Here is a 15,080-nt window from a genome sequence, read left to right on the forward strand (position 1 = left end):
GAATAGTTGTCCACAGGGCAAAAAGAGGCGTTAGTGCGTGTGGATAACCGTCTCGTTGGGCGCTACAATGGTCGGCCGTTTTCAACCGATGGTGAGATGAGTGTCACTCGCGCTTTGGCAACAGTGCCTGGACTACCTGCAGGACGAACTGAATTCACAGCAGTTCAATACCTGGATACGTCCGCTGCAGGCAGAAGAAGGAGAGACCAATGAGCTGCGCTTGTTGGCGCCGAATCGCTTTGTGCGCGACTGGGTGAGTGATAAGTATTCAAAGCGTATCAGCGAGCTGATGCGAGAACTTGCGCCATCCAAGCCTCCCAAAGTCAGTTTGACGGTAGGTAGCCGCCGTGTGGCTGCTCCTGCCCCGCAGCCAAGAGATTTGGGTAATCCGGTCTCAGCATCTCCCTCAAGGCAAGCATCGCCTGCGGTTCATACGCCGCCAAGGGGAGACCTTGCTGATGAGCGAGAAATTGATCAACTGCGTGAAGAGTCACCGAATCGGCGAGGAAATGAGCGCCAGGTACAGGTTGAAGGCAGCCTAAAACATGGTAGTGGTCTTAATCCTAATTTTACCTTCGATACCTTTGTTGAAGGTAAATCGAACCAGCTCGCTCGTGCGGCATCTCGTCAGGTATCTGAAAACCCTGGCGGTGCCTATAACCCGCTGTTTTTATACGGTGGCGTTGGTTTAGGTAAAACACACTTGATGCACGCTGTCGGTAACGCCCTGGCTGGCCGCCGTGAAAATGCCCGTGTGGTGTATCTACACTCTGAACGCTTTGTCGCGGATATGGTGAAAGCACTGCAGTTAAATGCGATTAACGACTTCAAGCGCTTTTATCGCAGCGTTGATGCGTTACTTATTGATGATATTCAGTTTTTTGCTGGAAAAGAACGTTCCCAGGAAGAGTTCTTCCATACCTTTAATGCATTATTAGAGGGTGGGCAGCAAATGATACTTACCTCTGACCGCTACCCAAAAGAGATTAGTGGTGTGGAGGAGCGTCTGAAATCGCGCTTTGGCTGGGGGCTGACAGTGGCTATTGAGCCGCCAGAGCTTGAAACCCGCGTAGCAATATTAATGAAAAAAGCAGATCAGGCGAAAGTTGATCTCCCACACGACGCTGCCTTCTTTATTGCTCAGAAGATTCGCTCAAACGTCCGCGAGCTTGAAGGTGCGCTGAAAAAGGTGATTGCAGATTCGCATTTCATGGGGAAAACCATTACCCAGGACTTTATTCGCGAATCGCTTAAAGACCTGTTAGCGCTTCAAGATAAGCAGGTAGGGGTTGATAATATTCAGCGAACGGTTGCCGAATATTACAAAATTAAAGTTGCCGATCTGCTTTCTAAACGCCGCTCTCGTTCCGTTGCGCGGCCGAGGCAAGTTGCTATGGCGCTAGCTAAAGAGCTGACAAATCACAGCTTGCCGGAAATAGGCGATGCCTTTGGTGGCCGTGATCACACGACCGTCTTGCACGCTTGTCGTAAGGTAAAAGCGCTGCAAGAGGAAAATGCGGATATTCGTGAAGATTACAAGAATCTTCTTCGCCTGCTAACTAGTTAACCGTTATCGTTTGGGCCTGCATAGCGGGCCTTTCAGGATAGAAACCGGAGTACCGATGAAATTTACTATTTCCCGAGAGGCGTTGCTTCGCCCGCTGACTCTGGTGGCGGGCGTAGTCGAACGGCGCCAAACGCTACCAGTACTTTCTAATGTACTGATCCAAGTAGAAGGGGATCAGGTAGCATTAACCGGTACCGACCTAGAAGTAGAGCTAGTAGGCCGTACCGTGGCGAGCCAAGTTGATCAAGAGGGTGCTGCCACGGTTCCTGCTCGTAAGCTAATGGATATCTGTAAATCGTTGCCTGATCAATCTGAGATTCAGTTGGCGGTAGAAGAGGGGCGTGCCGTACTGCGCAGTGGTCGTTCGCGCTTTACGCTTTCGACGCTGCCCGTTGCAGAGTTTCCAAATATTGAAGATGCTGATGGTAGTCAGGAGCTTAGTGTGCCCAGAGGGACATTGAAGCACCTGATTGAGTCAACGTCTTTTGCAATGGCCCAGCAGGATGTTCGCTATTATCTGAACGGCATGCTGCTCGAAATTCAAAGTAATTTGTTGCGCACCGTTGCCACTGATGGGCACCGCTTAGCTATGTGCTCACGGCCTATCGATATTGTGGTTGACCAAGCGCAAAAGCTAATCGTACCGCGGAAAGGTATCCTAGAGCTCTCTCGCTTGTTGGACGATAGTGATGAGCCGGTAAGTCTTACCTTGGGCTCAACCCATGTTCGCGCTCATACAGGCGACTTTACGTTTACCTCTAAGCTGATTGACGGCAAATTCCCTGACTACGAGCGTGTAGTGCCGCGCAATGGCGATAAAGTATTAATCGCTGAGCGTGCTGAATTGCGTCAGGTGCTTTCACGTACTGCTATTCTCTCGAATGAGAAATATCGTGGTGTGCGGCTGTACCTTGAGGAAAACAATCTTAAAGTAATGGCTAATAATCCTGAACAGGAAGAAGCCGAAGAGAATGTGGCCGTTGAGTATAATGGCGGAGCCATGGAAGTTGGCTTTAACGTAGGTTACTTAGTAGACGTGCTTTCGGTACTGGATGAGGATCGAGTGCAGATGACGCTGGCAGATCCCAACAGCAGTGCGCTGTTAGAAGAACCTGGCGGCGGTGATGCGCTTTATGTTGTTATGCCGATGCGGCTATAGCCCGCAATAGCTGGCTAATGAGGGCGGCGCTTCTGATGGCAGAAGCGCCGTTTTCGCGTTTTAAAGGATGGCAGGTTTTATGGTCTTATTTACTGGCAGTCGTTAATGAGTGTGTCTCGGTTAAATCTTCAGGGGCTGCGTAATTTAGCGCCAGTTGAGATGTACCCTGCATCCCGTATTAATGTGATATACGGCGTTAACGGCAGTGGTAAAACAAGCCTGCTGGAAGGTATTCATATCTTAGGAATGGGGCGCTCTTTCCGGACTCGCCAGCTTAAACATGCTATACAGTCTGAGGCGCCCTATATGACGCTCTACGGCCGTTTGGCAGGAGACCCTGAGGTTACGCTTGGTGTGAGAAGAATGCGCGCACAGCGCGAGCTAGAGTTGCGTTTGCGTGGAGAGAAAGGCGTCCGCTTGGCCGAACTGGTTGAAGCTATGCCGTTGCAGCTAATAAATCCAGATGCCTTTCGCCTTCTTGAAGGATCGCCCGCAGGTCGCAGAGAGTTTTTGGATTGGGGAGTGTTTCACGTGAAACACTCCTTTCTCGACGCATGGAAGCGAACGCGTCGCGCGGTGAAACATCGGAATGCGCTCCTTAGGCGTGGTAGAATAGTCCCAAGCGAAATAGCGGTATGGGAGCATGAGTTAGCTACCTGGGGGGAGCAGATGGATGCACTCAGGCAAGCATGGTTCAACGAGTTCTTGCCGGTATTCGATGAAACCTTAAAGGAGCTGATCTCTCTACCCGATTTAACGCTGCGTTATGTAAGAGGCTGGGATAAGCAGCGCGTACTTGCGGAGGTTTTGCAGGATAGTCGTCAAGCGGATCAGCAAATGGGCTTTACCCAGCAGGGGCCGCAACGAGCAGACTTGCGAATCAGATTAAACAAGCAGCCTGCTGTTGAAGTCCTTTCCAGAGGCCAGCAAAAGCTGGTGGTTAGTGCATTAAAGCTTGCCCAGGGGCGGCTTCTGGAAAGTACCACACAACGACACTGCATCTACTTAATCGACGATTTACCAGCGGAGCTAGATAGCACGCACCGAGGTCGGTTTTGCAATTTACTTGAAAAGATGCAATGTCAGGCATTTATTACAAGCGTCGAACCCTCCGCGCTTCGTGGTATATGGGAACCCTCAACAGATGTCGGGATGTTTCACGTGAAACAGTCCAGTCAAGGGTTAAGCCAATTACTGCCGGACGGGTAGGCGACACGGAACGAGACAGACTTCACGACGGAGTGGTCAATGAGCGAGCAGGCTTACGATTCATCAAGCATTAAGGTGCTCAAAGGGCTAGACGCAGTGCGCAAGCGCCCAGGCATGTATATCGGCGATACCGACGACGGCACCGGGCTGCACCATATGGTTTTCGAGCTGGTGGATAACTCCATCGATGAAGCTCTGGCAGGTCACTGTAGTGAAATTCGTGTGGTTATCCACCCGGATGAATCAGTAACGGTAAGTGATAATGGCCGTGGTGTTCCCACTGAGCTGCATGAAGGCGAAGGCGTCTCAGCCGCAGAAGTTATCATGACAGTGCTGCACGCTGGCGGTAAGTTTGATGATAATTCATACAAAGTGTCAGGCGGTCTACACGGTGTAGGGGTGTCGGTTGTTAACGCGCTTTCGGAAGAACTGCGGCTAACCATCTGGCGTCAAGGGGAAGTGTTTGAGCAGGTCTATCATCACGGTGTACCTCAAGCGCCACTAGGTGTTGTCGGTAAAACGGAAAAAAGTGGCACTCGTGTACATTTTCGTCCATCACCGAATACCTTTGCGAATATCGAATTTCACTACGATATTCTCGCCAAGCGCCTACGTGAACTTTCATTCTTGAACTCAGGCGTTGCTATCCGTTTAATGGATGAGCGTAGCGGCAAAGAGGAGCTATTTCATTATGAAGGTGGTTTGAAGGCATTTGTCGATCACCTGAATAAAAATAAAACAGTTCTGAATCCCGTCTTTCATTTCAATGCAGTGCGAGAAGATGGCGTTGAAGTAGAAGTGGCGATGCAGTGGAGCGAGGCCTTCACTGAAAACATTTTTTGCTACACCAATAATATTCCTCAGCGAGATGGTGGAACCCACTTAGCGGGTTTTCGTGCCGCGCTTACGCGAACGCTTAACCACTATATCGAAGCTCAGGGGCTACTGAAAAAATCCAAGGTCAATACGTCGGGCGACGATGCTCGTGAAGGCTTGACCGCTATTATCTCTGTTAAAGTTCCCGACCCTAAATTCTCGTCTCAAACCAAAGACAAGCTGGTTTCCAGCGAAGTTAAAACGGCTGTTGAGCAGGAAATGGGGCGGCTATTTGCTGATTACCTGATCGAAAAGCCTAACGAAGCTAAATCGATCGTTAACAAGATGCTAGACGCTGCACGGGCGCGAGAAGCCGCTCGTAAAGCACGGGATATGACTCGCCGTAAGGGTGCACTCGATATCGCTGGGCTACCTGGAAAGCTTGCTGACTGCCAAGAGAAAGATCCAAGCCAATCCGAACTATATCTGGTGGAGGGTGACTCGGCTGGTGGCAGCGCTAAACAGGGGCGTGACCGTCGTACCCAGGCAATTTTGCCGCTGAAAGGCAAGATACTAAACGTCGAAAAAGCGCGCTTCGATAAGATGCTGTCATCAGCAGAAGTCGGAACGCTGATTACAGCGTTAGGCTGTGGTATTGGTCGCGAAGAGTTTAATCCCGATAAGCTACGTTACCATTCAGTCATTATTATGACGGATGCCGACGTTGACGGTTCGCACATTCGCACGTTACTGCTAACGTTCTTTTTCCGTCAGATGCCTGAATTGATTGAGCGTGGTCACATCTTTATTGCTCAGCCCCCTCTTTATAAAATTAAGCGGGGTAAGCAAGAGCTCTACCTGAAAGATGAACAGGCAATGACCGACTACCTGACCACCACTGCATTAGATGGGGCTGGGTTATATGTCAATGCTGATGCGCCTGGTATCGCTGGTTCGCAGCTAGAAGCATTGGTTACTCAATACCGAAATGTGATGAAGCGGATTGACCGCCTTGCGCGGGTATATCCTATCGCAGTGCTCAAGCAAGCTGTACATGCAACGGCGCTTCAAGGCGAAGTTAGTCTTAAAGACCGTGTCACCATGGAAAATTGGATTGCTGAGCTACAGAAAGCAATGGATGACATGGTGGCCTATGAAGGCGGACCGCGTTACCAGTTCTATCTGCATGAAGATAGCGAGCGCGGTTTGCACTTGCCAGCGGTGTCTTTGATTGCCCACGGCGTTACAACTGAGTATGTGTGGGGACTGGACTTCTTTGAGAGTACTGATTATCGAGCCATTACGGGCCTCGGTGAGACGTTGAACGGGTTGCTTGAAGAAGGTGCTTACATTGCCCGTGGTGAGCGTCAGAAGCCAGTCACACACTTCTCTGAAGTGCTGGCTTGGTTGATGCAAGAGGGGCAGCGTGGGCTCTCTTTCCAGCGCTATAAAGGACTGGGGGAAATGAACCCCGATCAGCTGTGGGAAACCACCATGGATCCCGACAGCCGTCGTATGCTGCGAGTAACCATTGAAGATGCGGTTGCTGCCGATATGATGTTCAACACGTTAATGGGGGATGAAGTTGAGCCTCGCCGTGATTTTATCGAGACGAATGCGCTAGTTGCTAATCTTGATGTCTGATGTGTTTATCAGCGTGTGTTTCACGTGAAACAGTGCGATAGGCACTAATAAACTCAGTCAAATGAAAAATAAAACGCCGCGCCTAATTAAATGGGAGCGGCGTTTTTTTGCGTGTCTAGAGTAGAGAGAGGAAGGGGACGGAAGAAAGAAACCCCATTACTGCTGTTGGCATAGCCAATCTGCAAATGCAGCTAGATCTGGATAAACAAGCGTATTTTCAAGATTAGTATGACTGGCTAGCGTTTTCTCTCCTTTACCTGTTCTGACCAACACTGGACGACATCCTACTGATTCACCCGCTTTGAGATCTCGTAGGCTGTCACCGACCATCCAACTGCCGGTGAGGCTATCCATTCCTAATTGCTGCTGAATTTGCAAAAGTAATCCTGGCAAGGGTTTTCGACAAGCGCATTGATCATCGGGGCCGTGAGGGCAGTAAGCAATATGGGCAATACGTCCACCTTTCGCTTCAACCAGTGCTATTAAGCGATCATGCATTGAATGGAGCGTTGCCTCATCGTAATAGCCCCGTGCAATACCCGACTGATTGGTAGCTATTGCCACGGTATATCCTGCCTTGTTTAGTTGTGCAATAGCATCGATCGCTGAAGGGTAGGGGACCCACTCTTCTAGTGATTTAATATAAGCATCAGAATCGTGATTGATAACACCGTCACGATCAAGAATGACTAGGCAGGCTGCAAGGAGCCTTGATGAGTCTGAAGTAATGGACATAGCGTCCTTCTATTGGCTACGTAGCTGTTGGTCAAGAATGGACAGTGCATTAAGGGTGACTGCAATTTTCTTTCCATCACTACCTAAACGATGAAAGGGGATACGACCTAAGCGCTTAAAACGTGAGAGCGTGCTAATGAAGCGTTCTTGAACCTTTGGTTGCGACTGTCTCAATCCGTCAAGTAGGGCTGGCGTTAAACGCTCAATATGAGGGGCATGAGTGCTTAGTTTGCCATAGAGAGAGAAGATAAAGCAGTGCCAATCGCGGACCATGCAGTTTGTTAGCTCATGATAGGTGCCCGGATCGGTCTCAAAATCGATAAAGACAATACCCTCTTTACTGACCAATATATTTCGGGCAAAGGCTTCGCTTAAGTAACACTGTTTTGCGTGAACATCATTCAGCGCCTGAGTGCTCATCTGAAGGTAGTGATCAATTTCATTGACACTTTCGGCAGTCAGTAATTTATCTAGCAGCGTTTGAGAAGGCTCTTCTGTGTCACTTACATCAGCAAGAAGTAGTGCTTGGGGGGTTTCAGCTAATATAGTCGGGACTGCTATTCCTGCCTTTGAGAGAGATTTAATTCGAGCGGCTTCTAAGGCAACGCTTTGTTCACCCCCTAAGTTAGGGACTGGTTTAAGTGCTTCGATACTTAGCCACTTAGCTAATAGGGTAAGCGGCAGATAGGCAAGACGTGAATTTCTCTTCGTCGCCTTTTTTAGCCATACTCTTTGTGTGTTAAGCGTATAAGGCGCAATGTTAGTCTGTTGCTGAGGGAGAGTATCAAGCAAAAATAAGTCATACATAGGCCGTTTCCATGGCGATAAAAGCAAGTTATGACCATCGACCTTTTACAAGGAAATGGCGTTGTGATTACGCTTCTAATTTTACCTTGGTGTTTCACGTGAAACAATTAGTCGGCATAACTCCGAGTTTAGTCTGGAGAAAAGAGGTAATACAAATTTGAAAAGCAAAAAAGCCCGGCTTTCGAGCAGCCGGGCTTTCTGTTGCGATTTGAACTGAGTGAACCGATAGCGGCACAGTGTCTTATTGTGGCAGCTGGGAAATATCCGCCACTTCAAGGAACAGCGCTTGCAGACTGGCAAGCAGTGCCAAGCGGTTATGACGGACAGCGTCGTCATCGGCCATGACCATTACCTGATCGAAGAAAGCATCGACAGGTTCACGTAGTGTTGCCAATGCATCTAGTGCCTGCTGGTAGTCACCTGCTGAAAATAACGGAGCTACTTGCTGTTGGCTGGCCGTTACTGCATTGAATAGCGTCTTCTCAGCTTCTTCCTGCAGCAGGCTCTGATCAACCTGGGTACTACCGTTGTGTTCCTGCTTGCTCAGAATATTAGAAACCCGCTTGTTCGCGGCAGCCAAAGCAGCGGCTTCTTCCCGCTGAGCAAAGGCCTTAACGGCACGTAAGCGACGAGCAAAATCCAGCGGTTTGGTTACTGGGCGAGCGCGTACGGCCAAGTACATTTCAGCACTAATACCTTCTTCTTGGCCCCAGGCGCGGAAGCGGTCCAGCATGTAGGTCAATACGTCTTCCACCAAGCCTTCCGCCTTAGGCAGGCCTTGGTGCTGTTCTGCGGCTACGCTGAGTAGCTCGCGAAGATCTAAATTAAGCTGACCTTTGACCAGGATGTTAAGTACACCAATAGAGGCACGGCGTAGAGCAAATGGATCCTTTGCGCCGGTTGGGCGCTGGCCAATACCAAAGATGCCAACAAGGGTATCTAGACGGTCAGCCAATGCTAGCGCTTGGCCTGCAAGACTTTGTGGAATGTCGTCACTGGCAAAGCGAGGCAGGTACTGCTCTTCTAATGCCTGAGCAACCTCAGCTGGCTCACCATCCTGTTCGGCATAATAGCGGCCCATAATGCCCTGCAGTTCTGGGAACTCGAGCACCATCTCGGTGACCAAGTCGCACTTGGCCAGTGCCACTGCGCGCTGGGCGTGGCTCACATCTGCATTAATATGCTCGGCAATATACGTTGCTATCGCTGTGCTACGACGTGCTTTGTCAGCCAACGTACCTAACTGTTGTTGGAATACCACGCTTTCCAACTGAGGAATACGTGATGCGAGCGTACGCTTCCGGTCAGTTTCGTAGAAGAAGGCCGCATCGGCCAGGCGTGGGCGAATGACTTTTTCATTGCCGGAAATCACCTGTTGCGGATCAGCGCTGTCGATGTTCGAAATAGTAATGAACAGCGGTTTCAGCTTGCCTTGGTCATCCAGCAGGTGGAAGTACTTTTGGTTAGCCTTCATGGACGAGATTAAGCACTCGGCGGGCACTTCCAGAAAGCGTTCATCGAAGCTGCCGGTTAATGCGACTGGCCATTCGACCAGGCCGCTGACTTCTACCAACAACTCTTCGTCGATAACGGCATTGGCTTCTTGAACCTCAGCTTCAGCTAATACCTGTTCACGAATGCGTTCGCGGCGCCGTTGGCGATCGGCTAGGACGTAGGCATTTTCCAGTGCGGCTAGGTAGTCATCGGCATGCTCAAGCAGTATGGCATCTGGCGCATGGAAGCGGTGGCCAAAGGTGGTACGGCTAGCCTGAAGGCCAAGCGCTTCTGCGGCAATGACGTCGCTGCCATACAGGGCAACTAGCCAGTGAACTGGGCGGGAGAACTCAACGCGTGACGAACCCCAGCGCATATTCTTAGGTACCGGTAGCGATTGTAGCGTTTTGCGAACCATCTCTGGCAGCAGCGCCTGTACAGTCTCGCCTTGCTGCTGTTCGCGGAAACCAAGCCAAGTACCTTTATCGGTTTCTAGGTGAATCAGCTCATCAACGCTGACGCCGCAAGAACGCGCGAAACCTTCGGCTGCTTTGGTGGGCACGCCGTCCTTGAATGCAGCGGCTAGGGCAGGGCCTCGACGCTCAACCTCACGGTCAGGCTGTTTGTCTGCAAGCCCGGTAACCTGTACTGCTAAACGTCGCGGGGTTGCGTAAGCGGCGATGCTTTGAAAGGAAATCTTGGCTTCTTGCAGGCCTTTTTCGATGCCAGCAGCAAATGCATCGGAAAGTGTATCTAGCGCAGCGGGGGGAAGCTCTTCGGCACCTAGTTCTAATAGAAGCGTATCAACAGCCATTATGCGTCTCCCTGGTCGGCTAGTAGTTCGCGGCGTAGGGCTTCGGGCGCCATCGGGAATCCTTCTGCTTTACGAGACTCAAAATAGGCAGTGGCGACATCCCGCGCCATGGTGCGAACGCGCAGAATAAAGCGCTGACGTTCGGTCACGGAAATCGCATGACGAGCATCTAACAGGTTAAACGTATGGGATGCTTTCAGAACCTGCTCATAGGCAGGCAGCGGCAGGTTGGCTACCAGGAGCTTACTGCACTCTTTTTCCTGGTGGTCAAAGGCGGCAAATAGCTGATCAACGTCAGCATGCTCAAAGTTATACGCCGACTGCTCGCGTTCATTTTGAAGATAAACATCGCCGTAGCTGACCTTGCTACCGTCGGGGGCGATGGCCCATACCAGGTCATATACGCTATCGACGTTTTGCAGGTACATGGCGATACGCTCAAGCCCGTAGGTGAGCTCACCAGTAACGGGATAGCATTCAATGCCGCCTGCCTGCTGGAAATAAGTAAACTGAGTGACTTCCATGCCGTTGAGCCACACTTCCCAACCAAGGCCCCAGGCACCTAGGGTAGGGGATTCCCAGTTATCTTCCACGAAGCGCACGTCATGAACGAGAGGATCGAGCCCCAGGCGCTTTAAAGAACCTAAATAGAGATCCTGCAGATTGCTGGGCGATGGCTTCATTACCACCTGAAACTGGTAATAGTGTTGTAGGCGGTTAGGGTTTTCACCGTAGCGGCCGTCTGTTGGGCGGCGGGAAGGCTGCACATAGGCCGCGTTCCAGGTTTCTGGACCAATTGCCCGTAGGAAAGTGGCAGGGTGGAAGGTGCCCGCGCCGACTTCCATATCGAGAGGTTGGAGAATGACACAGCCCTGTTCTGCCCAGTATTGCTGCAGAGCAAGGATCAAGCCTTGAAATGTCGACACATCGGGTGTCGATTGGTTTGTCGAGACACTCATCGCGGAAAGCACCGTTGGCCATGAATTCATAGGCCGTCAAGTATACAATCACAGAGAGATGGGTTATAGGCACGTTAGCCAACAGAGCTGCTTTTGGTAAGGAGAACGAGATGATCGTTGTAACAGGCGGGGCTGGTTTTATAGGTGCCAATATTGTCAAAGCGCTGAACGCTCGTGGCCGCGATGATGTGATGGTGGTTGATGACCTGCGTGACGGCACTAAGTTCGTCAATTTAGCTGACTGCACGTTGGCTGATTATCTGGATAAAGATGATTTTCTAGCGCGGATTAAGGCGGCATTGCGAGGTGAGTCGGTCGATTTGCCGACCATCGATGCTATTTTCCATGAGGGTGCGTGCTCCGATACGACGGAGTGGGATGGGCACTACATGATGGAGAATAACTTCGAGTACTCAAAAGTGCTGCTTAACTACTGTGAAGCGTTAGGCATTCCATTTCTATACGCATCATCGGCGGCTACTTACGGCGGTAGTGAGGTATTTAAAGAGGCGCCTGAGCACGAAAAACCGCTCAACGTCTATGGCTACTCTAAGTTATTGTTTGATCAGCACGTGCGCTCTCGCTGGGATGAGTTGACGACACAAGTGGTTGGCTTTCGCTATTTCAATGTTTATGGCCCCCGTGAACAGCATAAGGGCAAGATGGCGAGTGTTGCCTACCATAACCATTTACAAATTCGAAATGGGGAAACGTTAAAGCTGTTTGGGGCTTACGGCGGTTATGAGGCGGGAATGCAGAGTCGCGACTTTGTTTTCGTTGGCGATGTGGTCGACGTCAATCTGTGGTTTTTAGATAACCCTCATGCGTCCGGTATTTTTAATTTGGGCACCGGACGGGCAGAACCATTCAAGGCCATTGGCGAGGCTGTAATCGACTTTTATGGTCAGGGTGAAATTGACTACATACCTTTCCCTGAAGAACTAAAAGGCCGCTATCAAAGTTACACTCGTGCAGATATCAGCAATCTGCGTGCCTCTGGTTGCGATGTTGAGTTCAAAACCGTTGCCCAGGGTGTGAAAGCCTACTTGGAGTGGCTAAATGGCTAATTCTGCCAAGCGCATATTGGTGGTCGGCCCTTCGTGGGTCGGCGACATGGTGATGGCGCAAAGCCTGTTTATGACCTTGAAAGACCGTAACCCAGGGGCAACCCTTGGGGTGGTCGCTCCGGCATGGTCACAGCCTATTTTGGAACGTATGCCTGAGGTAGACGAGGTGCTTCCATTGGCAGTGGGGCATGGTGAATTTGGCCTTGCCAGCCGCCGTGAGCTGGCTGCCCGTCTACGAGGACGCTTTGATCGTGCCATTGTTCTGCCGCGCTCATGGAAAGCGGCGCTGGTGCCTTTTATGGCGCGTATTCCCGAGCGTATCGGCTTTTTGGGTGAACACCGTTACGGCTTATTGAAAGAGCGCCGCAAGCTGGATAAGCAGGTGTTGGATCAAACGGTTAAGCGGTTTGTTTCTCTGGGTCTGCCGCTGGAAGAAGCCATACAAGGCGAGTTTGAGATTCCGACGCCGCGTTTAACGATTGACCGAAATAACTTGGTCAATTTACGCCTTACTCACGCGCTATCGTCGCGTCCAGCTATTGGTATGATGCCCGGAGCGGAGTACGGGCCCGCTAAGCAGTGGCCGTTAGGCTATTTCCATGCGTTAGCAGTGCGACTGGTTAAGGATGGGTTTGAGGTGCGTGTGTTTGGTGGGCCGAAAGATCATGCCGCCGGAGATAGCATTGTGAAAGGGTTGCCCCATGCGCATAACTTATGCGGCAAAACCCAATTGGCGGATGCGGTAGATCTATTGGCAGACTGTCGTCAGGTGGTCACCAACGATTCAGGCTTAATGCACGTTGCCGCCGCGGTAGGCGTACGCATTCACGCTCTGTACGGTTCTTCATCTCCTGCTTACACACCACCCCTAACCGACAATGCTGTCATTCACTATCTGGCGCTTTCCTGCTCACCTTGCTTTAAACGTACCTGCCCGCTGGGGCATACCAACTGTCTGAATGATTTAGGCGTGGAGCAAGTGTACCGAGCGATGAGTGTCGATAGTCAGCGCGCTAACGGCGCTAACGTTAGCGCATAATCTCGACTTCATCAGCCTGATCAGCAGGCGTTTCTATGACTTGTTGGTCGGCGCTTTCTTGAGGTTCGCGCCGTTGAGGGGTCAGTCCTTCCCAAAGACGGTGCTGTAATGCGGTCTCTTCCCGGAGCCGCTCGTTAAGCACCTCAAGCCCATGCGTTTCAACCAGCGTTGGTTGACTGCTAAGTAGAGATGCCCCAAGCCCTGCACGGTTATCGTTAAGCGGTAGGCCCATCGCGTCCAAAATAGTCGGGAATACGTCTAACATTGTCGCCCCCCGATGCACTGTCAGCGGTGAGATACCTTCGCCCAGCATGATCAGCGTATTGTCTCGATCTAGTGTTGTCAGTTGATCCCAAACCGACACTCGCATCGTTAGGTGGTCGCTGAGAACGACAACCAATGTATTTTCGAGCAAGCCTTCTTGTTCAAGACGCTCAATAAGGTCACGCGCCTGACTTGCTGAACATTTCACCGAATATAAGATATCTTGGCCATCGAATTCACCCTGACGGTCTAGGCATGTCTGGGAGGGAAAACCGTTAGGGGCGTGGCCAGCAATGCTTAGATTAACCACTGCCCATGGGCCGTCATCCTCTTCACTCAAACGACGAATCTCATCCACAGTAAAATCGTAAAGTGTGTCATCGTATAGACCCCAGCTATTTATGTATTCTGGGTCATTGAGTTGCGCTGAAAGCTCTTCCTTTCCCTTTACCGTATTAAACTGATGGCCGCGATAGAAAAGTCCTTTACCGGCAAACTGAGCACTAGCTCCACCCAAGTAGCTAAGCCGATAGCCTTGAGCCGCTAACACATCACCCAGGCAATCGACGCCGGGAACTACTTTGGAAATCGGCTCGAACTGACTGTCGTGCAAAAGTCCCGCAGGCATCAGCGGCACGCCACACTGGCTAGCAATCATGCCTGCCATGGTCCAGCCGGTGTTTTCCATTTGCTGGATACCTTCAAAGACCAGCCCGCGTTCGCCTAACGCGGTTAAGTCAGCGTAAGCATCACCAAATAGTTCATTGCTATACGTACGCTCAATGCTTTCCAGATACATCACCAGAAGGTTAGGCGCATTGGTTTGATCTTCCGTGGGCGGCGGCACGTAACGGCGATCTAGCCAAGCACCATCGTCCGTTACAATGGCTGCGCTGCGCTGCCCTAAACCGTAGAGCATTGGATTTGCTGCTAATAAGAGAAGTGCAACGAAGCGTTCAGTTAGCCGCCATCGCTGATCATGCCGCGTGATCCAGGTAACGGATGCCAGCACTGCGATTACGCTCATTGTGTAAATAACGGCAGTGATCATTTTTCCAGCACCGCCATGTTCGGCCATGCCCGCTTGAAGATGGAAAAATACCGCACCTAAATCAACATTGCCAAAGCTGTCAGCCAAGTAGATATAAATGCCTAGCAAGCTGAGCGGCACCAGCGACCAAGGCCACACCGGGCGGTAGCGGGCGTTTAGCGGTGCTCCCCAGCGTAACTTGATGCCGAAGCCTACCCACACGGCGGCTGTGAAAAATAGTGTCCACCAAGGTAGCCGAGTAAGCACGGTGAGGGCATAGCCAAGACAGATGCCGATCACGAGCAGTGGCAACCATGGAGTAAGTTTGAGTGACCTTAGTGCTGGCATGCGTCTCCCGAAACGAGTGTTGATAGAGTAAAGAAATACGGACGCATATTGATCACAGGATCAGGTGAGAGACTGCCCGGTAGTAGAGATATCTTTAGTGATATCAACACGTCGTGATAGAAAATTTA

11 protein-coding genes are annotated in these 15,080 nt (G+C 50.9%); 6 read left to right on the top strand and 5 right to left on the bottom strand.

The window, feature by feature from the left end:
- The first annotated feature begins 100 nt into the window (after positions 1 to 100).
- The 4 genes from dnaA to gyrB all read left to right on the top strand — a co-directional run bounded on the left by dnaA (position 101) and on the right by gyrB (position 6,395).
- A complete protein-coding gene (gene dnaA / locus J4377_RS00005; protein WP_038479938.1) occupies positions 101 to 1,567 on the top strand; it encodes a chromosomal replication initiator protein DnaA in 1,467 nt (488 codons plus the stop codon).
- Between the two features lie 55 nt (positions 1,568 to 1,622).
- On the top strand, positions 1,623 to 2,726 hold the full coding sequence (gene dnaN, locus J4377_RS00010; RefSeq protein ID WP_009723350.1) for a DNA polymerase III subunit beta: 1,104 nt from the start codon (positions 1,623 to 1,625) through the stop codon (positions 2,724 to 2,726).
- Between the two features lie 105 nt (positions 2,727 to 2,831).
- The gene (recF, locus tag J4377_RS00015; RefSeq protein ID WP_253486354.1) at positions 2,832 to 3,935 is read left to right on the top strand and encodes a DNA replication/repair protein RecF; all 1,104 of its coding nucleotides are present in this window, start codon (positions 2,832 to 2,834) and stop codon (positions 3,933 to 3,935) included.
- A 39-nt stretch (positions 3,936 to 3,974) separates the two neighbouring features.
- Positions 3,975 to 6,395 (top strand): DNA topoisomerase (ATP-hydrolyzing) subunit B, encoded by a 2,421-nt coding sequence (gene gyrB / locus J4377_RS00020; protein WP_038479945.1) that lies wholly within the window; start codon positions 3,975 to 3,977, stop codon positions 6,393 to 6,395.
- 156 nt (positions 6,396 to 6,551) lie between these two features.
- Here the strand turns inward: gyrB and gmhB are convergent, their stop codons facing one another.
- The 4 genes from gmhB to glyQ all read right to left on the bottom strand — a co-directional run bounded on the left by gmhB (position 6,552) and on the right by glyQ (position 11,204).
- Positions 6,552 to 7,130 (bottom strand): D-glycero-beta-D-manno-heptose 1,7-bisphosphate 7-phosphatase, encoded by a 579-nt coding sequence (gmhB, locus tag J4377_RS00025; protein ID WP_120385993.1) that lies wholly within the window; start codon positions 7,128 to 7,130, stop codon positions 6,552 to 6,554.
- A 9-nt stretch (positions 7,131 to 7,139) separates the two neighbouring features.
- A complete protein-coding gene (locus tag J4377_RS00030) occupies positions 7,140 to 7,937 on the bottom strand; it encodes a hypothetical protein (RefSeq protein ID WP_038479951.1) in 798 nt (265 codons plus the stop codon).
- A gap of 241 nt (positions 7,938 to 8,178) precedes the next feature.
- Positions 8,179 to 10,245 (bottom strand): glycine--tRNA ligase subunit beta, encoded by a 2,067-nt coding sequence (gene glyS / locus J4377_RS00035; protein WP_253486355.1) that lies wholly within the window; start codon positions 10,243 to 10,245, stop codon positions 8,179 to 8,181.
- Complete coding sequence (gene glyQ, locus J4377_RS00040; protein WP_120385992.1) at positions 10,245 to 11,204, bottom strand: glycine--tRNA ligase subunit alpha; 960 nt, start codon at positions 11,202 to 11,204, stop codon at positions 10,245 to 10,247. Before glyQ ends, glyS begins: the two co-directional genes overlap by 1 nt.
- Before the next feature lie 110 nt (positions 11,205 to 11,314).
- Here glyQ and rfaD point away from each other — a divergent pair, with 110 nt between their 5' ends.
- Positions 11,315 to 12,271: an ADP-glyceromanno-heptose 6-epimerase gene (gene rfaD / locus J4377_RS00045; protein WP_038479957.1), complete on the top strand. Its 957-nt coding sequence runs from the start codon at positions 11,315 to 11,317 to the stop codon at positions 12,269 to 12,271.
- Positions 12,264 to 13,310: a lipopolysaccharide heptosyltransferase II gene (gene waaF, locus J4377_RS00050; RefSeq protein WP_120385991.1), complete on the top strand. Its 1,047-nt coding sequence runs from the start codon at positions 12,264 to 12,266 to the stop codon at positions 13,308 to 13,310. Before rfaD ends, waaF begins: the two co-directional genes overlap by 8 nt.
- On the opposite strand, the gene J4377_RS00055 is transcribed toward waaF, so the two are convergent.
- Entirely contained in the window at positions 13,300 to 14,952 is a 1,653-nt protein-coding gene (locus J4377_RS00055) for a sulfatase-like hydrolase/transferase (RefSeq protein ID WP_038479963.1), read from the bottom strand. The genes waaF and J4377_RS00055 overlap by 11 nt on opposite strands.
- Positions 14,953 to 15,080 lie beyond the last annotated feature (128 nt).

This window comes from Halomonas sp. XH26 (assembly GCF_024138895.1).
Lineage (GTDB): Bacteria > Pseudomonadota > Gammaproteobacteria > Pseudomonadales > Halomonadaceae > Vreelandella > Vreelandella alkaliphila.